Source organism: Streptomyces sp. NPDC046821, assembly GCF_040645335.1.
Classification (GTDB): domain Bacteria; phylum Actinomycetota; class Actinomycetes; order Streptomycetales; family Streptomycetaceae; genus Streptomyces.
In genome coordinates this window covers 73,746-91,094 of sequence record NZ_JBEYYB010000012.1, presented here as the reverse complement: position 1 = coordinate 91,094, position 17,349 = coordinate 73,746, and the positions used below count along the sequence as shown (strand labels likewise).

Sequence of the window (17,349 nt, the reverse complement as noted above, 5' to 3'; positions counted from 1 at the left end):
CAGGGCTGCCCCTTGGAGTGCCTGACCCGCCCGTGCCTGAGGGGGCGCGCCTGGCTCACCTGGGCTTAGGGGTTGTTTGACGGGTCCCCGAGGGGTCGCCCCCTAGGCTGCCGACATGTGCGGAATCGTGGGATACGTCGGATCTCAGTCGGCGCTGGACATCGTGCTCGCCGGACTCAAGCGCCTCGAGTACCGGGGCTACGACTCGGCGGGCGTCGCGGTGCTCTCCGACGGCGGCCTCGCCTCGGCCAGGAAGGCCGGCAAGCTGGCCAACCTGGAGAAGGAGCTGGCCGAGCGCCCGCTGCCGTCCGGCGCCACCGGCATCGGCCACACGCGCTGGGCCACCCACGGCGGCCCCACCGACGCGAACGCGCATCCGCACCACGACAACGCCGGCCGTGTCGCCGTCGTCCACAACGGCATCATCGAGAACTTCGCCGAGCTGCGCGCCGAGCTGGCCGACCGCGGGCACACGCTGGCGTCCGAGACCGACACCGAGGTCGTCGCGCATCTGCTCGCCGAGGAGTTCTCGGGGTGCGCCGACCTCACGGAGGCCATGCGGCTCGTCTGCCGGCGCCTCGAAGGGGCGTTCACGCTGGTCGCCGTGCACTCCGACGAGCCGGACGTGGTCGTGGGAGCCCGGCGGAACTCGCCCCTGGTCGTCGGCGTGGGCGAGGGCGAGGCGTTCCTCGCCTCCGACGTCGCCGCCTTCATCGAGCACACGCGGTCCGCGATCGAGCTGGGCCAGGACCAGGTCGTCGAGCTGCGCCGGGACGGGGTGACCGTCACCGACTTCGACGGTCGGCCCGCCGACGTACGGACGTACCACGTCGACTGGGACGCGTCCGCCGCCGAGAAGGGCGGCTACGCCTCCTTCATGCTCAAGGAGATCGCCGAGCAGCCGAAGGCCGTCGCGGACACGCTGCTCGGGCGGATCGGCGTCGACGGGGCGCTGACCCTGGACGAACTCCGCATCCCCGCAGCCATGTTGAGGGCCGTGAACAAGGTGGTCATCGTGGCGTGCGGGACCGCGTTCCACGCCGGCCTGATCGCCAAGTACGCCATCGAGCACTGGACCCGTATCCCGTGCGAGGTGGAGCTCGCGAGCGAGTTCCGGTACCGGGACCCGATCCTGGGGACGCGGTCGCTCGTCATCGCCATCTCGCAGTCCGGCGAGACGATGGACACGCTGATGGCGCTGCGGCACGCCCGCGAGCAGGGCGCGACGGTGCTCGCCATCTGCAACACGAACGGCTCGACGATCCCGCGCGAGTCCGACGCCGTGCTCTACACGCACGCCGGTCCCGAGGTCGCGGTCGCGTCCACGAAGGCGTTCCTGACCCAGCTCGTGGCCTGCTATCTCGTGGCCCTGTACCTCGGGCAGGTGCGCGGCACGAAGTGGGGCGACGAGATCAGCTCGGTGATCCGGGACCTGGCCGACATCTCCGGCGAGGTCGAACGCGTCCTGGAGACCATGGAGCCCGTACGGGAGCTGGCCAGGTCGCTCTCCGACAAGCGGACGGTGCTGTTCCTGGGGCGGCACGTCGGCTATCCGGTCGCTCTGGAGGGCGCCCTGAAGCTGAAGGAGCTCGCCTACATGCACGCGGAGGGCTTCGCCGCCGGTGAACTCAAGCACGGGCCCATCGCGTTGGTCGAGGAGGACCTGCCCGTGGTCGTCGTCGTGCCCTCGCCCAGGGGGCGGTCCGTGCTCCACGACAAGATCGTGTCCAACATCCAGGAGATCCGGGCGCGCGGGGCACGCACCATCGTGATCGCCGAGGAGGGCGACGAGTCGGTCGTGCCCTACGCCGACCACCTTGTACGGATCCCCGCCACACCCACCCTGCTCCAGCCGCTCGTCGCGGCGGTCCCGCTCCAGGTGTTCGCCTGCGAACTCGCCACGGCCCGGGGGAACGAGGTGGATCAGCCGCGTAACCTGGCCAAATCCGTCACCGTGGAGTAAAGGGCTGGGGCTTTGATTATTGGTGTGGGGATCGACGTCGCCGAGATCGACCGGTTCGAGGCGGCCCTCGCGCGCACGCACGGGATGGCCGAACGGCTCTTCGTGGAGCGGGAGTTGACGCTGCCCAGCGGGGAGCAGCGCGGCATCGCCTCGCTCGCGGCCCGGTTCGCCGCCAAGGAGGCGCTGGCCAAGGCGCTCGGGGCGCCGCCCGGACTGCGCTGGACCGACGCCGAGGTGTGCGTCGAGGACAGCGGGCAGCCCCGGCTCGAAGTCTCCGGGACGGTCGCCGCGCGCGCCGAGGAGCTGGGCGTGCGGTCCTGGCACATCTCGCTCAGCCACGACGCCGGTGTCGCCTCGGCGGTCGTGATCGCCGAGGGGTAGATACTCGGCGTCATGCGTACCGCCTACAGCGTGGACACCGTACGGACCGCCGAGCGCGCCCTCATGGCGCGGCTGCCCGAAGGCGCCCTGATGAAGCGGGCCGCCGCCGGCCTCGCCACCGTCTGCGCCGAACTCCTCGGCAAGGTCTACGGGTCCCGGGTCGTCCTCGTCGTCGGTTCGGGGGACAACGGGGGTGACGCCCTGTACGCGGGAGCGCGGCTCGCGCGGCGCGGGGCGGGGGTCGTCGCCGTCCTGCTCGACCCGGAGCGCGCGCACGCTGCTGGGCTCGCCGCGTTGCTCGCCGCCGGGGGGCGTGTGGCCGGGGCGGGGGAGCGGGTGATGGACCGCGCGGACCTCGTGGTCGACGGGATCGTCGGGATCGGGGGGCGGGGCGGGCTCCGCGAGAGCGCGCTGCCGTTCGTGCGCGCGGCCTTGGAGTCCTCGGCCGTCGTCGTCTCCGTGGATCTGTCGAGTGGCGTCGACGCCGATACCGGGGAGGTCGCGGGGGAGGCGGTGCGGGCGGATGTGACGGTCACGTTCGGGGCGTACAAGCCGGGGTTGTTGATCGATCCTGCGCGGGAGTACGCGGGGGCTGTGCGGTTCGTGGACATCGGGCTGGATTTCGGAGGGGCTGCCGGGGGCGAACTCGGGGGTGAACCCGGAGACGGGTCCGGGGCTGAACTCGGCGGTGGCGCCAGCATGTTGGAGGCCCTTCAGCACGACGACGTGGCCCGGCTGCTGCCCGTGCCCACCGGTGAGAGCGACAAGTACCGGCGGGGTGTCGTGGGCATCGTCGCCGGGTCGGCCCGGTACCCCGGGGCAGCGGTGCTCGCCGTCGCCGGGGCGCTGCACGGAGGCGCAGGCGCCGTCCGTTACGTCGGGCCAGCCGCCGGCGCCGTCGTCTCCAGGTTCCCCGAGACGCTGGTCTCCGAGGGCGCGCCCGGCAAGGCGGGGCGGGTGCAGGCGTGGGTCGCCGGACCCGGCCTTGGCGATGACGCGTCACGTCTCGCGGACGTACTGGCCGCCGACGTACCCGTCCTGATCGACGCCGACGGTCTGCGGCTCGCCGACGCCGAGGCTGTGCGGGGGAGGGGCGCGCCGACGCTGCTCACCCCGCACGCGGGGGAGGCGGCCGCGCTGCTCGGTGTGCCGCGTGAGGAGGTGGAGGCGCAGCGGCTGGCCGCCGTACGGGAGTTGGCGGAGCGTTATCGCGCCACCGTGCTCCTTAAGGGATCCACCACATTGGTGGCCGGGCCCGGCGGCGGACCCGTACGGGTCAACCCCACCGGGACCGCCTGGCTGGCCACCGCAGGCAGTGGGGACGTGCTGTCCGGGCTCGCAGGGTCGCTGCTCGCGGCGGGGCTCGGCGCGCTCGACGCCGGGTCCGTGGCGGCGTATCTCCACGGGCTCGCCGCCCGGCGCGTGTCCCACGGAGCGCCCGTGGCGGCCCAGGACGTGGCCGGCGGGATCCCCGGCGCATGGGCGGACGTGCGGCGGGAGGCGTAAGGGCGAAGTGGGCCTCGGGGAGCGTCAGGGGGCCGGAAGTGGTGGCTGCGCGACGGGGCCGAGGACGGTCGCAAGGGCCTGTTAGGGGCCTCTGAGACACTGTGCCCACGATGACTGAGAGAGCACCTGCCAAGGCCCGCGCCCGAGCCGAGATCGACCTGGCCGCGCTGCGCGCCAACGTACGGACCCTGCGCGAACGCGCACCGGGCGCCGCGTTCATGGCCGTGGTCAAGGCCGACGCCTACGGCCACGGCATGATCCCCTGCGCGCGTGCCGCGGTGGAGGCAGGCGCCACGTGGATCGGCACGGCCACCCCTGAGGAGGCCCTCGCGGTGCGTGCCGCGGGCATCGGCGGGCGGGTCCTGTGCTGGCTCTGGACGCCGGGCGGCCCCTGGCGCGAGGCCATCGAGGCCGACCTCGACATGTCGGTGAGCGCCATGTGGGCGCTGGACGAGGTGGTCGCCGCCGCCCGGGAGGCCGGGCGCCCCGCCCGCATCCAGCTCAAGGCCGACACCGGGCTCGGCCGGGGCGGCAGCCTGGCGGACGACTGGCCCGAGCTGGTCCGCGCCGCCGTCGACGCCGAGCGCGAAGGCCTCGTCAAGGTCACCGGACTCTGGTCGCACTTCGCCTGCGCCGACGAGCCCGGCCACCCCTCCATCGCCGCCCAGCTCGACTCCTTCCGCGAGATGGTGGCCTTCGCCGAGATGTGCGGCGTCCGCCCCGAGGTCCGGCACATCGCCAACTCGCCCGGGACCCTGACGCTCCCCGAGACCCACTTCGACCTGGTACGCCCCGGGATCGCCATGTACGGGATCTCACCCAGCCCCGAACTCGGCACCCCCGAGGACTTCGGGCTGCGGCCCGTGATGACCCTTACGGCGTCGCTCGCCCTGGTGAAGCACGCGCCGGGCGGCCTCGGCGTGAGCTACGGGCATCACTACGTCACCCCGGGCGCCACCACCCTCGGCCTCGTCCCCGTCGGCTACGCGGACGGCATCCCCCGGCACGCCTCCGGGACCGGACCGGTGCTCATCGGCGGCAAGCGGCGGACCGTCGCCGGGCGGGTCGCCATGGACCAGTTCGTCGTCGACCTCGGCGGCGACGAGCCGGCGGCCGGCGACGAGGTCGTCCTGTTCGGGCCCGGTGACCGGGGCGAGCCGACGGCCGAGGACTGGGCCGTGGCCGCGGGCACCATCGCGTACGAGATCGTCACCCGGATCGGGGCGCGTGTTCCGCGCGTCCATGTGGACGACGGAGGAGCGGCACGTGAGTGACAGCAGCGCCGAGGCGACGTCGGCGGTCGCGAGCTGGCGGACGGCCGGACTCGCGGGCGCCGCGATAGGCGTCGTCGCGGCGGGCGCCGCCGCCGGTGTCGCCGTCGAGCGGCTCACCGTCGGCCGCGGAATGCGCCGCAAGGCGCGCCTCGCCCTCGACGCCTCCGGCCCCTACGGGTCCCTGCGCGGCACCCCCGGCAAGGCCTACGCCGACGACGGGACCGAGCTTTACTACGAGGTCGACGAGGTGGAAGGGGCGCAGGCCGGGGACGACGCGGCGGCTCCGCGCCGGCGCCGCCTCTTCGGTCGTAAGGAACCGGCGCCCGTCACCGTCGTCTTCAGCCACGGGTACTGCCTCAACCAGGACTCCTGGCACTTCCAGCGGGCCGCGCTGCGGGGCGTCGTGCGCTGCGTCTACTGGGACCAGCGCAGCCACGGGCGGTCAGGGCGGGGCGTCGAGCAGGCCGACGGCGGGCCCGCCGTCACCATCGACGAGCTGGGCCGCGACCTGAAGGCGGTCCTCGACGCCGCCGCGCCCGAGGGGCCGCTGGTCCTCGTCGGGCACTCCATGGGCGGCATGACCGCGATGGCGTTCGCCGACCTGTACCCCGAGGTGGTGGCGGAGCGCGTCGTCGGTGTCGCGCTCATCGGGACGTCGTCCGGGAAGCTCGGCGAGGTCAGCTACGGCCTCCCGGCGATCGGCGTGAACGCCGTGCGCCGGGTGCTGCCCGGCGTCCTCAAGGCCCTGGGCCAGCGGGCCGAGCTCGTGGAGAGGGGGCGGCGGGCCACCGCCGACCTGTTCGCCGGGGTCGTCAAGCGGTACTCGTTCGCCTCGCGTGACGTGGACCCGGCCGTCGCCCGCTTTGCCGAGCGCATGATCGAGGGCACGCCCATCGACGTCGTCGCCGAGTTCTATCCGGCGTTCCAGGAGATGGAGAAGTCCGACGCGCTCCAGCGGTTCGCGGACATGCCCGTCCTCGTCCTGGCCGGTGACCAGGATCTGGTGACGCCCAGCGAGCACAGCGAGGCCATCGCCGGGCTGCTGCCCGACGCCGAGCTGGTGCTCGTGCCGGACGCGGGGCATCTGGTGATGCTGGAGCACCCGGAGGCCGTCACCGACCGGCTCGCGGACCTGCTCGCCCGCACGGGGGCGGTGCCCGCAGGGGCTACCGTGGGAAGTTATGGAGACTCCGCACAGCCGGGCGGCTGACACCGCCGGCGCCCCGATCACCGCCGACGCCACCGTCTCGATCACCGTCGACTCGCCCGCCCGCATGGGGGAACTGGGCCGCCGCCTGGCCAAGCTGCTGCGCCCGGGCGACCTCGTGATGCTCACCGGCGAGCTGGGCGCGGGCAAGACCACGCTGACCCGCGGGCTCGGCGAGGGCATGGACGTACGCGGCGCCGTCACCTCTCCCACCTTCGTCATCGCCCGCGTGCACCCGCCGCTGGGTGACGGTCCGGCTCTCGTGCACGTGGACGCGTACCGGCTGGGCGGCGGGCTCGACGAGATGGAGGACCTGGACCTCGATGTGTCGCTGCCCGATTCCGTCGTGGTCGTCGAGTGGGGCGACGGCAAGGTCGAGGACCTGAGCGACGACCGGCTGCACGTCGTGATCCACCGGGCCACGGGCGACACGTCGGACGAGGTGCGGTCGGTGACGCTGCACGGCCTCGGCGCGCGCTGGGCGGGGGCGGGCCTGGAGAGCCTGGTGGCCTGAGCCGCGTTGCTGCCCGCTCTACGTCTGCCCGCCCTGTCCCCGTACGCCCGTCCGGCCTCGTCCTCGTACCTTCACCCGTACGTTCCGACACAGTGTCGGCAAAATGTTGCGCGGCGCGTCCTCGGCGTGGTCACATGGATACCAGTCCTGGTTAGGTCTACCTAACTTTGCTGCCCCCGGGAGCCCAGGAGGCGTCCATGCCGGCTTCAGAACGTGACGTGTCGCAGCAGTCCCGCGTGACCCCGGGGCAGGATGGCGTGCCGGGGGCCGGCGGTTCCGGGCTGTCGATGCGTGAGCTGCTCGCGTCCTGCGCGGCAGCGACGGCTGTATCTACTCCGCCCGCCGATGAGGCGGCGCCGGAGCGGGTCCGCGCGGCGGGTGGCGCGGGGGAGGAACTCGACGCCGCGTGATCGGGCGGACGGCGTGATCGGGCGGACGCCGCGTAAGTCAGGGAGATCCCCTCAGGTACCCCCTACGGGACCCCTTAAGGAACGACGACGACGCTCCGGCCGATCGTCGCGAAGTCCCACATCGCGGCGCCGTCCGCGCGCTTCTCTCGGATGCCGCCCGTCTTCTTCGTCGGGTCCGGCTGCGGCATCGAGCCGTCGACCGCCGAGCTGAAGCCGATCGCGATGCCCTCGACGCTCGCGAACCGCACCACGTGCTCGATCGGCACCCCGTCGCTGCCGGTGATCGAATTCGACCGCGAGGACACCATGTACTTGCCGGCCGGCGGGTCCACCGTGCTCGGCGCGACCTCGAACGTACGCGTCGGCTTGCCACTCCCCCCGACCAGCCACACCCGGTCGTCGCGCAGCGAGTAGACGACCCGCTCGCCGGTGCCGGACTGCGCGGGCAGCGCCGCCGGGTCGCGCTTCGGCTCGGGCTTGTGGGACGCGGCCGCCGAGGGCGACTTGCCGGCCTTCTTCGGGGCCAGACTGTCCGGCGCGTTCGCCGAGGCCTGGTAGGTGAGGAAGCCGACCACGGCCAGCGCCGCCGCGGTGAGCCCGGCCACGAATCCCGAGCTGCTCCGTGCCACCTGTGTGCCCACCTCTCGTGCCCGCAGGCATCGCCCGTAGGTATTGCCCGTACGTCTGTGTGGTGACGGTAGCAGCAGGTGTGCGCCTGACCGGTGCGGCCGTGGGCGGGGCGCCGGAGCCGTAGGCTGTTTGCGTGCTGTTGCTCGCGCTGGATACCGCCACCCCCGCCGTCACCGTCGCCCTGCACGACGGTTCGACCGTCGTCGCTGAGTCGAGCCAGGTCGACGCCCGCCGTCACGGGGAGCTGCTGCTGCCCGCCGTCGACCGGGTGCTCGCCGAGGCCGGCGTCAGACTCGACGCCGTCACCGGCATCGTCGTCGGTGTGGGCCCCGGCCCCTATACCGGCCTCCGCGTCGGCCTCATGACCGCCGACACCTTCGGCCTCGCCCTCGGCGTCCCTGTGCACGGCCTGTGCACGCTCGACGGCCTCGCCTACGCCGCCGAGGTGGACGGCCCCTTCGTCGTCGCCACCGACGCGCGGCGCAAGGAGGTCTACTGGGCCCGCTACGAGGACTCCCGCACCCGCGTCACCGAGCCCGCGGTCGACCGCCCGGCCGACATCGCCGAGCAGGTCGCGGGCCTGCCCGCGGTCGGCGCCGGCGCGCTGCTCTACCCGGACACGTTCCCCGACGCCCGCGCTCCCGAGCACGTGTCGGCGGGAGCGCTCGCCTCGCTCGCCGCGGCGAAGCTGGCCGCCGGCGAGGAGCTGGAGGCGCCGCGTCCGCTGTACCTGCGCCGCCCGGACGCGCAGGTGCCCAAGAACTACAAGGTGGTCACCCCCAAGTGAGCACGGCACTGCTGCGCGAGATGCGCTGGTGGGACATCGAGTCGGTGCACGAGCTGGAGAAGGACCTCTTCCCGGACGACGCCTGGTCCCGCGGCATGTTCTGGTCCGAGCTCGCGCACGCCCGCGGCGCCGGCTCGACCCGGCGCTACACCGTGGCCCACGACGGCGACCGCCTCGTCGGCTACGCGGGCCTCGCCTCCTCCGGCGACCTGGCCGACGTACAGACCATCGCCGTCGCCCGCGACCAGTGGGGCAGCGGGCTCGGCGCCCGGCTGCTCACCGACCTGCTCCGCCACGCCACCGCCTTCGAGTGCACCCAGGTCATGCTGGAGGTACGGGTCGACAACACGCGCGCGCAGAAGCTCTACGAGCGTTTCGGCTTCGAGCCCATCGGCTTCCGCCGCGGCTACTACCAGCCGGGCAACGTGGACGCCCTCGTGATGCGCCTGTCCGACCCGGACGCCCTGCGCCTGTCCGACCCCTCGACCACCGCCACACCCGTACAAGGAACCGAAAATGGCTGACGAACCGCTCGTCCTCGGCATCGAGACCTCCTGCGACGAGACCGGCGTCGGCATCGTCCGCGGCACCACGCTGCTCGCCGACGCGGTCGCCTCCAGCGTCGACGAGCACGCCCGCTTCGGCGGCGTCGTCCCCGAGGTCGCCTCGCGCGCGCACCTGGAAGCCATGGTGCCGACCATCCAGCGGGCCCTGAAGGACGCCGGGGTCGCCGCCTCCGACCTGGACGGGATCGCTGTCACGGCAGGTCCCGGCCTCGCGGGCGCGCTCCTCGTGGGCGTCTCGGCGGCCAAGGCGTACGCGTACGCGCTCGGCAAGCCGCTCTACGGCGTGAACCACCTCGCGTCGCACATCTGCGTGGACCAGCTGGAGCACGGGCCGCTGCCCGAGCCGACGATGGCGCTGCTCGTCTCCGGCGGGCACTCCTCCCTGCTGCTCTCCGCGGACATCACCTCCGACGTGCGCCCGCTCGGCGCGACCATCGACGACGCGGCGGGCGAGGCCTTCGACAAGATCGCCCGCGTCCTCAACCTCGGCTTCCCCGGCGGTCCCGTCATCGACCGCTACGCGAAGGAGGGCGACCCGTCCGCGATCGCGTTCCCGCGCGGCCTCACGGGCCCGCGCGACCCCGCGTACGACTTCTCCTTCTCCGGTCTGAAGACGTCCGTGGCCCGCTGGATCGAGGCGAAGCGCGCGGCCGGCGAGGACGTGCCGGTGCGTGACGTGTCGGCGTCGTTCCAGGAGGCGGTCGTCGACGTGCTGACCCGGAAGGCCGTGCGGGCCTGCAAGGACGAGGGCGTCGACCACCTCATGATCGGCGGCGGTGTGGCGGCCAACTCGCGGCTGCGGGCCCTTGCCCAGGAGCGCTGCGAGAAGGCCGGCATCCGGCTGCGCGTGCCGCGTCCGAAGCTGTGCACGGACAACGGCGCGATGGTCGCGGCCCTCGGCGCCGAGATGGTCGCCCGCAACCGGTCCGCGTCCGCGTGGGACCTGTCGGCCGACTCGTCCCTGCCGGTCACCGAGACGCACGTGCCGGGCCTCACGCACGACCACGACCACGTGCACGAGGTCGCGAAGGACAACCTGTACTCATGACGGTCGCCCTGATGTGGGAGGCCCGCGCGACGGAGGGCCGGGGCGAGGAACTCCTCGCCTGGGCCCGGTCCCAGTCCCTCCCCACCGCCCCCCTGCGCCGCGAACACTTCCGCGCTCCGCAGGACCGGGTCCTGGTCATCACGTGGTGGGACGCGGCGTACGACGCCGACCTTCCCGAACTGCCCGAGCCGGAGGGGGAGTTGGTGACTCGGGCGGTGCATCGGTGGCGGTTCGAGGCTGTGGCTGATTGAGGGGGCTTACGAGTCAGTGGGGTTGGCCGGGGCCGGGCCGCCGAGCAGCATCGTCGGGGCGCCCGCCACGCGGGTCAGGAACACCGTGAGGGACGCCGAGCCGTGGCGCTTCGGCAGTGCCTTGCGGCGCAGTTCCTCCGGGTCCACGGCGGATCCCCGCTTCTTCACCGTGAGGATGCCGACCTCGCGCTCCCTGAGCAGGGCCTTCAACTTCTTTACGTTGAAGGGGAGTTGGTCGGTGATCTCGTAGGCGGTGGCGTGCGGTGTCGCGCGCAGCGTGTCGGACGTGACGTACGCGATCGTCTCGTCGATCAGGCCGCCCTCGACCTCCTCGGCGACGTCGGCGACCAGGTGGGCGCGGATGACGGCGCCGTCGGGCTCGTACAAGTACCGCCCCACGGGCCGGACTTCGGGGTCGGGGAGGCCGCGGCCCGTCAGTGGGCGGGGGCCCGGCAGGAGTGTTGCCCGCATCCGGCCCGGCGCGGTGCCGAACCAGAGCACCGCCTCCTTCACGTCTCCCTCGTCCGAGATCCACTCGGCGTCGGCCGCGTCCGGGATCGCCTCGTGGGGGATGCCCGGCGCGATCTTCAGGGCCGCGTGCCGGGCCTTGAGCGCGGCCTCGATGGCCCAGGACAGGGGTGGCGAGTACGCCTCCGGGTCGAAGATGCGGCCACGCCCGCCGCGCCGCGCCGGGTCCACGAACACCGCGTCGTACGCCTCCGTTTCGACCTCCGTGACGTCGGCCTCGCGGACCTCGATCAGGTCGGCCAGGCCGAGCGCCTCGGCATTCGCCCGTGCGACGGCGCAGGTCAGCGGGTCGCGGTCGACGGCGAGTACGGAGATCCCGGCGCGGGCCAGCGCGATCGCGTCGCCGCCGATGCCGCAGCACAGATCGGCGACGGAGCGTACGCCGAGCGCCTTGAACTCCTGCGCGCGGTGGGTGGCGACGCTCGTGCGGGTCGCCTGTTCGACGCCGTTCGGCGTGAAGTACATGCGGCGCGCGTCCGCCTCGCCGAACTTCGCGGCGGCCCGCTGCCGGAGCCGGGCCTGCGCCACGGCGGCCGAGACGAGATCCGCCGGGTGGTCGCGGCGCAACCGGGTGGCGACGGCGAGTTCCTGGCCGGGGGTGATGTCCCGTACGGCGTCGAGGAGCGCCTGGCCCTCTTCGGAGAGCAGGGAGCTGAAGGAGGCGAGGTCGTTCACCGTTCCCATTGTGGGCCAGTCGGTTGACCGTGCGCGCCCGGCCGCGGTGTCGGGCCCTCGGCAGCGCTGTGAACTGGGAGGATCCGGCGCCATGGGACTTATGGGACTAAATGACAAAAAGGGTGTGAGGGGGAGGGTGGGGCGGGCGCGGGTGTGGGGGAGGGCGCGGGTGCGTGCGGGGCTGGCCGTGCTTGCGGCCTGTGCTGTGGCCTCGGGGTGCGCCTCGTCCGACGGCTCGGGGGGCTCTCGGGGCTCAAGCGATTCGGGCGGCTCCCACGCTTCAGGTGGCGGCGGTGGCTCCGCCGGCAGTCCCGCCGCCGGGCCCGCGGCAGTGCCCGGACAGCAGCCCCCTAAGGGGCCGCCCGCCCGTTCCCTGAACAGCTACGAGGGCAAGCTGCTCGCCGCGCAGGCCGCCCGGGCCGCCGCGGCCAAGAAATGGGGCCTCGACGCGCCCCCGCTCGCCGCTCCGCCCGCGCCTGCCGAGAAGCCCCTGATCAAGCCCCGTAAGGGTTTCGAGGTCCACGGCCAGGACGAACTCGACCTCCCGCCCGTCTTCACGACCGTCCCGACCAAGGACAAGGTCGTCTTCCTCACCATCGACGACGGCAGCAACAAGGATCCGGCGTTCCTCAGGATGATGAGCGACCTGAAGATCCCGTACACCGCGTTCCTCACCAACGAGTCGGTGGAGGACGACTACGGGTACTTCCGGAAGATGCAGGCCCGCGGCATCACCCTGAACAACCACACGCTGACCCACCCCTACCTGCCGGGCCTGTCCTACGAGGGGCAGAAGCGCGAGATCTGCGGAATGCAGGACATCATGGAGGAGCAGTTCGGCGAACGGCCCCTGCTCATGCGCCCGCCCTTCGGCAACTTCAACCAGGACACGCTGCGCGCCGCCAAGGCCTGCGGCATCGAGTACGCGCCGATCTGGAACGAGGAGGCCTTCGTCGACCACTTCGAATGGCGCGAGGAGGACAAGCAACTGCGCCCCGGCGACATCATCCTGACCCATTTCCGTGGCCCGGACGAATGGAAGGGCACGATGCCCGACATGGTCCGCCGGCTCATGAAGTACGTGACCAGTAAGGGATACGCCGTGGCCAAGCTGGAGGACTACCTGTGACATTGACGTCCGTACGGGCGCATCAGGCCCGTACGCGTTCCGGCCCCCGGCGGCTGCTCGCGACGGCGCTGGCCGCCGGGGTCCTGTCCTCCGCGTTGCTCACCGGGTGCGCCCAGTCCGTGAGCCCGATCGAACGGCTCGGCCGGAGGGCGGCGCAGGCCGCGCAGAAGGTACGGCACGGTCACGAGGCGCCGACGGTCCTGCCTGCCGGCGGCGTGGGGAGCGCGGGTGAGCGGGGGAGGGGGAAGTCGCCGGGGAGCCCGGGCGGGGGGTCGGCCTCGGCCACGGTGCTGAAGGCTCCGGCGCACCATTCGAAGTCACGCCGCCTGCTCCACCACCGTACGAACGGCTCCGCCCACGTGGGCGCGGGAGACCCCGCCCACACCGGCGCGCACGCCCCTGACACCGCACCCGTCGCGCCCCTTAAGGTCCCCGCCCGCGACGCCTACCGCCACTGGGGCCTCCGCGCGCCGCTCGCCGCGGCGCCCGAGCCCCCGGCGCACCCCGCGTCCCGCGCGGCCCGGAACGCGTACGCGCTCCCGCCCGTCGTGGACCACGTCCGCACCCGCGACCGGGTCGTCTTCCTGACCTTCGACGACGGTGCCGCCGGCGACCCGCGACTCGCCGGCCTGGTCCGCGATCTGCGGCTGCCCGTCACGGTGTTCCTCACGGACCGCGTCGCGGGCCCCGGCCGCGACCACGCCGGCGCGCTCCGCCGCCTCGGCGCCGGCGTGCAGAACCAGACCATCAACGGTCACTTCCTGCCCGCCCTCCCGTACGCCGAGCAGCACGCGGAGATCTGCGTCCAGCAGGACCGGCTCGCCGGACGCTTCGGCAGCAGCCCCCGCCTCCTGCGTCCGCCCTTCGGTAACTACGGCCAGGACACCCTGCGCGCGGCCGCGACCTGCGGGGTCGACGCCGTGGTCCTGTGGCGAGCCGAACGGAACGGTGACCGGCTGCGCCCCGGGGACATCGTCCTGGCCCAGGCCCCGGGCGGCGCGACGCTCGCCGACGCGACGGCGCGGATGGTGCGCCGTATCCAGGACGAGGGGTTCACGGTCGGGCGGCTGGAGGACTACGTGTGAGACGGCGGACCGGCCGCCGGGTGGGGCGAGCGGTGGGGCGGGGCGAGGAGCGGGTGGCGGGGCGGGGCGAGGACGCGCCGAGAGTGAATTGGCACTCCGCTTGACCGAGTGCTAATTGCAGTCATAGTCTCGGCCCTGGCACTCCCCACTGGAGAGTGCCAATAGCGACGGGCAGGTCCGGCACCCGCGACGACGGATCCACCTGGTCGCCACCTCAGACAGTTAACCCCGTGATCTCCGAAGGGGGAGGTCGGATCGTGACGACCACCAGCTCCAAGGTTGCCATCAAGCCGCTCGAGGACCGCATCGTGGTCCAGCCGCTCGACGCCGAGCAGACCACCGCCTCTGGCCTGGTCATCCCGGACACCGCGAAGGAGAAGCCCCAGGAGGGCGTCGTCCTCGCCGTCGGTCCGGGCCGCTTCGAGAACGGCGAGCGCCTGCCGCTCGACGTGAAGACCGGCGACATCGTGCTGTACAGCAAGTACGGCGGCACCGAGGTGAAGTACAACGGCGAGGAGTACCTCGTCCTCTCGGCTCGCGACGTGCTCGCGATCGTCGAGAAGTAATTCACCCATTGTTTTAGTTCTGCGCCCCTGGCTCCCCGTTACTCAGCTGCGAATCTTCACAGTGTGCCGGGTGTCGGGGGCGTAGTTCGTTCGAGAGGACAGACAGCTCCATGGCGAAGATCCTGAAGTTCGACGAGGACGCCCGTCGCGCCCTTGAGCGCGGCGTCAACAAGCTTGCCGACACGGTCAAGGTGACGATCGGCCCCAAGGGCCGCAACGTCGTCATCGACAAGAAGTTCGGCGCTCCCACCATCACCAACGACGGTGTCACCATCGCCCGTGAGGTCGAGGTCGACGACCCGTACGAGAACCTCGGCGCCCAGCTGGTGAAGGAGGTGGCGACCAAGACCAACGACATCGCGGGTGACGGCACCACCACCGCCACCGTGCTCGCCCAGGCCCTGGTCAAGGAAGGCCTGCGCAACGTCGCCGCCGGCGCCTCCCCGGCCGCCCTGAAGAAGGGCATCGACGCCGCGGTCAAGGCCGTGTCCGAGGAGCTCCTCGCGACCGCCCGCCCGATCGAGGACAAGTCCGACATCGCCGCCGTGGCCGCGCTCTCCGCGCAGGACCAGCAGGTCGGCGAGCTCATCGCCGAGGCGATGGACAAGGTCGGCAAGGACGGTGTCATCACCGTCGAGGAGTCCAACACCTTCGGTCTGGAGCTGGACTTCACCGAGGGCATGGCGTTCGACAAGGGCTACCTGTCTCCGTACTTCGTGACGGACCAGGAGCGCATGGAGGCCGTGCTCGAGGACCCCTACATCCTCATCAACCAGGGCAAGATCTCCTCCATCCAGGACATGCTGCCGCTGCTGGAGAAGGTCATCCAGGCCGGTGGCTCCAAGCCGCTCCTGATCATCGCCGAGGACGTCGAGGGCGAGGCCCTGTCGACCCTGGTCGTGAACAAGATCCGCGGCACGTTCAACGCCGTCGCCGTCAAGGCGCCCGGCTTCGGTGACCGCCGCAAGGCGATGCTCGGCGACATGGCCACCCTCACCGGTGCCACCGTCATCGCCGAAGAGGTCGGCCTCAAGCTGGACCAGGCCGGTCTGGACGTGCTCGGCAGCGCCCGTCGCGTGACCATCACCAAGGACGACACCACGATCGTCGACGGTGGCGGCAACTCCGACGAGGTCGCCGGCCGCGTCAACCAGATCAAGGCCGAGATCGAGAACACGGACTCCGACTGGGACCGCGAGAAGCTCCAGGAGCGCCTCGCGAAGCTCGCCGGCGGCGTGTGCGTGATCAAGGTCGGCGCCGCCACCGAGGTGGAGCTGAAGGAGAAGAAGCACCGTCTGGAGGACGCCATCTCCGCGACCCGCGCCGCGGTCGAGGAGGGCATCGTCTCCGGTGGTGGCTCCGCTCTGGTCCACGCCGTCAAGGTCCTCGAGGGCAACCTCGACAAGACCGGCGACGAGGCCACGGGTGTCTCGGTCGTCCGCCGCGCCGCCGTCGAGCCGCTGCGCTGGATCGCCGAGAACGCCGGCCTCGAGGGCTACGTCATCACCTCGAAGGTCGCCGAGCTCGACAAGGGCCAGGGCTTCAACGCCGCGACCGGCGAGTACGGCGACTTGGTCAAGGCCGGCGTCATCGACCCGGTCAAGGTCACCCGCTCCGCCCTGGAGAACGCCGCGTCCATCGCGTCCCTGCTCCTCACGACCGAGACCCTGGTCGTCGAGAAGCCGGCGGAGGACGAGCCCGAGGCCGCCGGCCACGGGCACGGCCACTCCCACTAGTGCCCCCCGGCGCACCGGACTCCGGTGCACCGACCCAGGCGCACTGACGCTGCACGTACGAAGCCCGGCCCCGCCCACCGCGAGGCCGGGCTTCGGCGTTCACCAGCCCGCTTCGCGAGCGGCGGTCAAGAACGGTGGCCGCGGGTGACGGTGCGCGCGGGCGCGGGCTAGGCCACCGTCACGCGCGCCGGCCAGCGCCAGCCGAACGTCACGCGCACCGGCCTGCGTCAGCCGAACGTCACACGCGCCGGCCTGCGTCAGCCGAACGTCACGCACGCGGGCCTGCGTCAGCCGAACGTCACACGCGCCGGCCAGCGTCAGCCGGAGGCCACTCGCACGTCACGTCTCCAGCTGATCGAGCGCCCCCAGCTGAGCCATCAGCCCGAGCCGGTCGTACTGCCACCAGCCCTCGACGATCTTCCCGTCGTCCTGGCAGCGGAAGATGGTCGACCCGGTCATGGAGACCTGCTTGCCGGTCGACGGCAGGCCCATGAAGTCGGCCTTCTGCGTGCCGTTCCACGTCCAGCGCGTGCAGACCCGGTCGCCCTCGCATATCTGGTCCTCGATGCTGAACGAGGAGTCGAACGCGGAGCGCCACATCTCTATCTGGCGCCGCATCGCGTCGAGCCCGAGGGCGTCCTGCTCATTGGCCGGATCATGGTCGTGATAGTGCTCGACCATCAGGTCGTTGAGCGCGGGCAGCTCACCGGGCGCCGCCATGGTCTGGAAGAGCGAGCGGATGTTCGTCGCGTACAGCTGCTCGTCCCGCACCACGTCCAGGTCCGTGAACGTCGGCATCTCGTCGCAGAGCGCCACCATCTCCTGGAAGACCCGGTCGGTCTCCGGGAGGTGCGAGTTCCGCATGGCCTCCTCGTACGACGGGAACTCCACTATCTCGATGAAGTGCGAGTCGTCGGACCGGTCCTTGCCGATGATGTTGTGCGTCGCGGTCCGCTTCCCCCTGGTCTGGACGACCCATGTGTCCATGAGCCGGTTCATCTCGTCGAATCGGCTGGTCCTGCAGTCGATGACCTGCACAAACGTCATGACGAATCCTCCGATCTCCCTGAATCCCCCTGGATCAGAACCGGAC

General features: G+C 72.0%; 18 protein-coding genes. 15 read left to right on the top strand and 3 right to left on the bottom strand.

Going from position 1 to position 17,349, the window contains the following annotated elements; all coding sequences use genetic code 11:
- The first annotated feature begins 115 nt into the window (after nucleotides 1-115).
- From glmS to ABZ893_RS24705, 7 genes are all read left to right on the top strand, one after another.
- The gene (gene glmS, locus ABZ893_RS24735; protein ID WP_361407408.1) at nucleotides 116-1,963 is read left to right on the top strand and encodes a glutamine--fructose-6-phosphate transaminase (isomerizing); all 1,848 of its coding nucleotides are present in this window, start codon (nucleotides 116-118) and stop codon (nucleotides 1,961-1,963) included.
- 12 nt (nucleotides 1,964-1,975) lie between these two features.
- The gene (locus tag ABZ893_RS24730; protein WP_361407406.1) at nucleotides 1,976-2,344 is read left to right on the top strand and encodes a holo-ACP synthase; all 369 of its coding nucleotides are present in this window, start codon (nucleotides 1,976-1,978) and stop codon (nucleotides 2,342-2,344) included.
- Nucleotides 2,345-2,356: 12 nt separating this feature from the next.
- Nucleotides 2,357-3,850, top strand: coding sequence for an NAD(P)H-hydrate dehydratase (locus tag ABZ893_RS24725; RefSeq protein WP_361407404.1), 1,494 nt, complete (start codon nucleotides 2,357-2,359; stop codon nucleotides 3,848-3,850).
- 110 nt (nucleotides 3,851-3,960) lie between these two features.
- Nucleotides 3,961-5,124 carry an alanine racemase gene (alr, locus tag ABZ893_RS24720; RefSeq protein WP_361407402.1) on the top strand — a complete coding sequence of 388 codons (1,164 nt, stop codon included), beginning with the start codon at nucleotides 3,961-3,963 and terminating at the stop codon, nucleotides 5,122-5,124.
- Nucleotides 5,117-6,334 (top strand): alpha/beta hydrolase, encoded by a 1,218-nt coding sequence (locus ABZ893_RS24715; protein ID WP_361407400.1) that lies wholly within the window; start codon nucleotides 5,117-5,119, stop codon nucleotides 6,332-6,334. The genes alr and ABZ893_RS24715 overlap by 8 nt, the downstream gene beginning before the upstream one ends.
- A complete protein-coding gene (tsaE, locus tag ABZ893_RS24710) occupies nucleotides 6,306-6,845 on the top strand; it encodes a tRNA (adenosine(37)-N6)-threonylcarbamoyltransferase complex ATPase subunit type 1 TsaE (protein WP_361407399.1) in 540 nt (179 codons plus the stop codon). The genes ABZ893_RS24715 and tsaE overlap by 29 nt, the downstream gene beginning before the upstream one ends.
- A gap of 197 nt (nucleotides 6,846-7,042) precedes the next feature.
- A complete protein-coding gene (locus tag ABZ893_RS24705; RefSeq protein WP_361407397.1) occupies nucleotides 7,043-7,255 on the top strand; it encodes a hypothetical protein in 213 nt (70 codons plus the stop codon).
- Nucleotides 7,256-7,329: 74 nt separating this feature from the next.
- Here ABZ893_RS24705 and ABZ893_RS24700 read toward each other — a convergent pair whose 3' ends face one another.
- Nucleotides 7,330-7,884: a hypothetical protein gene (locus tag ABZ893_RS24700; RefSeq protein ID WP_361407395.1), complete on the bottom strand. Its 555-nt coding sequence runs from the start codon at nucleotides 7,882-7,884 to the stop codon at nucleotides 7,330-7,332.
- Between the two features lie 134 nt (nucleotides 7,885-8,018).
- On the opposite strand from ABZ893_RS24700, the gene tsaB reads away from it, so the two are divergent.
- The 4 genes from tsaB to ABZ893_RS24680 are packed head-to-tail and all read left to right on the top strand — an operon-like array spanning nucleotide 8,019 to nucleotide 10,537.
- On the top strand, nucleotides 8,019-8,672 hold the full coding sequence (tsaB, locus tag ABZ893_RS24695) for a tRNA (adenosine(37)-N6)-threonylcarbamoyltransferase complex dimerization subunit type 1 TsaB (RefSeq protein ID WP_361407393.1): 654 nt from the start codon (nucleotides 8,019-8,021) through the stop codon (nucleotides 8,670-8,672).
- 20 nt (nucleotides 8,673-8,692) lie between these two features.
- Nucleotides 8,693-9,196, top strand: coding sequence for a ribosomal protein S18-alanine N-acetyltransferase (gene rimI / locus ABZ893_RS24690; RefSeq protein WP_361407789.1), 504 nt, complete (start codon nucleotides 8,693-8,695; stop codon nucleotides 9,194-9,196).
- A complete protein-coding gene (gene tsaD / locus ABZ893_RS24685) occupies nucleotides 9,189-10,286 on the top strand; it encodes a tRNA (adenosine(37)-N6)-threonylcarbamoyltransferase complex transferase subunit TsaD (RefSeq protein WP_361407391.1) in 1,098 nt (365 codons plus the stop codon). The genes rimI and tsaD overlap by 8 nt, the downstream gene beginning before the upstream one ends.
- Entirely contained in the window at nucleotides 10,283-10,537 is a 255-nt protein-coding gene (locus tag ABZ893_RS24680) for a hypothetical protein (RefSeq protein ID WP_361407389.1), read from the top strand. The genes tsaD and ABZ893_RS24680 overlap by 4 nt, the downstream gene beginning before the upstream one ends.
- 6 nt (nucleotides 10,538-10,543) lie before the next feature.
- On the opposite strand, the gene ABZ893_RS24675 is transcribed toward ABZ893_RS24680, so the two are convergent.
- Nucleotides 10,544-11,749, bottom strand: coding sequence for a methyltransferase domain-containing protein (locus ABZ893_RS24675; RefSeq protein ID WP_361407388.1), 1,206 nt, complete (start codon nucleotides 11,747-11,749; stop codon nucleotides 10,544-10,546).
- Nucleotides 11,750-11,831: 82 nt separating this feature from the next.
- Here ABZ893_RS24675 and ABZ893_RS24670 point away from each other — a divergent pair, with 82 nt between their 5' ends.
- From ABZ893_RS24670 to groL, 4 genes are all read left to right on the top strand, one after another.
- The gene (locus ABZ893_RS24670; protein WP_361407386.1) at nucleotides 11,832-12,869 is read left to right on the top strand and encodes a polysaccharide deacetylase family protein; all 1,038 of its coding nucleotides are present in this window, start codon (nucleotides 11,832-11,834) and stop codon (nucleotides 12,867-12,869) included.
- Nucleotides 12,866-13,954, top strand: a complete 1,089-nt coding sequence (locus tag ABZ893_RS24665) for a polysaccharide deacetylase family protein (RefSeq protein WP_361407384.1) — start codon at nucleotides 12,866-12,868, stop codon at nucleotides 13,952-13,954. The genes ABZ893_RS24670 and ABZ893_RS24665 overlap by 4 nt, the downstream gene beginning before the upstream one ends.
- A gap of 257 nt (nucleotides 13,955-14,211) precedes the next feature.
- Entirely contained in the window at nucleotides 14,212-14,520 is a 309-nt protein-coding gene (gene groES / locus ABZ893_RS24660) for a co-chaperone GroES (RefSeq protein WP_017239619.1), read from the top strand.
- A gap of 110 nt (nucleotides 14,521-14,630) precedes the next feature.
- Nucleotides 14,631-16,256: a chaperonin GroEL gene (gene groL, locus ABZ893_RS24655; RefSeq protein WP_361407382.1), complete on the top strand. Its 1,626-nt coding sequence runs from the start codon at nucleotides 14,631-14,633 to the stop codon at nucleotides 16,254-16,256.
- Nucleotides 16,257-16,595: 339 nt separating this feature from the next.
- Here groL and ABZ893_RS24650 read toward each other — a convergent pair whose 3' ends face one another.
- A complete protein-coding gene (locus tag ABZ893_RS24650) occupies nucleotides 16,596-17,303 on the bottom strand; it encodes an ester cyclase (protein ID WP_361407380.1) in 708 nt (235 codons plus the stop codon).
- Between the last annotated feature and the right edge of the window lie 46 nt (nucleotides 17,304-17,349).

Bases quoted from the DNA above. Each gene is read 5' to 3' on its own strand.
- glmS (WP_361407408.1), top strand. From the start codon at position 116: ATGTGCGGAATCGTGGGATACGTCGGATCTCAGTCGGCGCTGGACATC.
- ABZ893_RS24725 (WP_361407404.1), top strand. From the start codon at position 2,357: ATGCGTACCGCCTACAGCGTGGACACCGTACGGACCGCCGAGCGCGCC.
- alr (WP_361407402.1), top strand. From the start codon at position 3,961: ATGACTGAGAGAGCACCTGCCAAGGCCCGCGCCCGAGCCGAGATCGAC.
- tsaE (WP_361407399.1), top strand. From the start codon at position 6,306: ATGGAGACTCCGCACAGCCGGGCGGCTGACACCGCCGGCGCCCCGATC.
- ABZ893_RS24705 (WP_361407397.1), top strand. From the start codon at position 7,043: ATGCCGGCTTCAGAACGTGACGTGTCGCAGCAGTCCCGCGTGACCCCG.
- rimI (WP_361407789.1), top strand. From the start codon at position 8,693: ATGCGCTGGTGGGACATCGAGTCGGTGCACGAGCTGGAGAAGGACCTC.
- tsaD (WP_361407391.1), top strand. From the start codon at position 9,189: ATGGCTGACGAACCGCTCGTCCTCGGCATCGAGACCTCCTGCGACGAG.
- ABZ893_RS24680 (WP_361407389.1), top strand. From the start codon at position 10,283: ATGACGGTCGCCCTGATGTGGGAGGCCCGCGCGACGGAGGGCCGGGGC.
- ABZ893_RS24675 (WP_361407388.1), bottom strand. From the start codon at position 11,749: ATGGGAACGGTGAACGACCTCGCCTCCTTCAGCTCCCTGCTCTCCGAA.
- ABZ893_RS24670 (WP_361407386.1), top strand. From the start codon at position 11,832: ATGGGACTTATGGGACTAAATGACAAAAAGGGTGTGAGGGGGAGGGTG.
- groL (WP_361407382.1), top strand. From the start codon at position 14,631: ATGGCGAAGATCCTGAAGTTCGACGAGGACGCCCGTCGCGCCCTTGAG.
- ABZ893_RS24650 (WP_361407380.1), bottom strand. From the start codon at position 17,303: ATGACGTTTGTGCAGGTCATCGACTGCAGGACCAGCCGATTCGACGAG.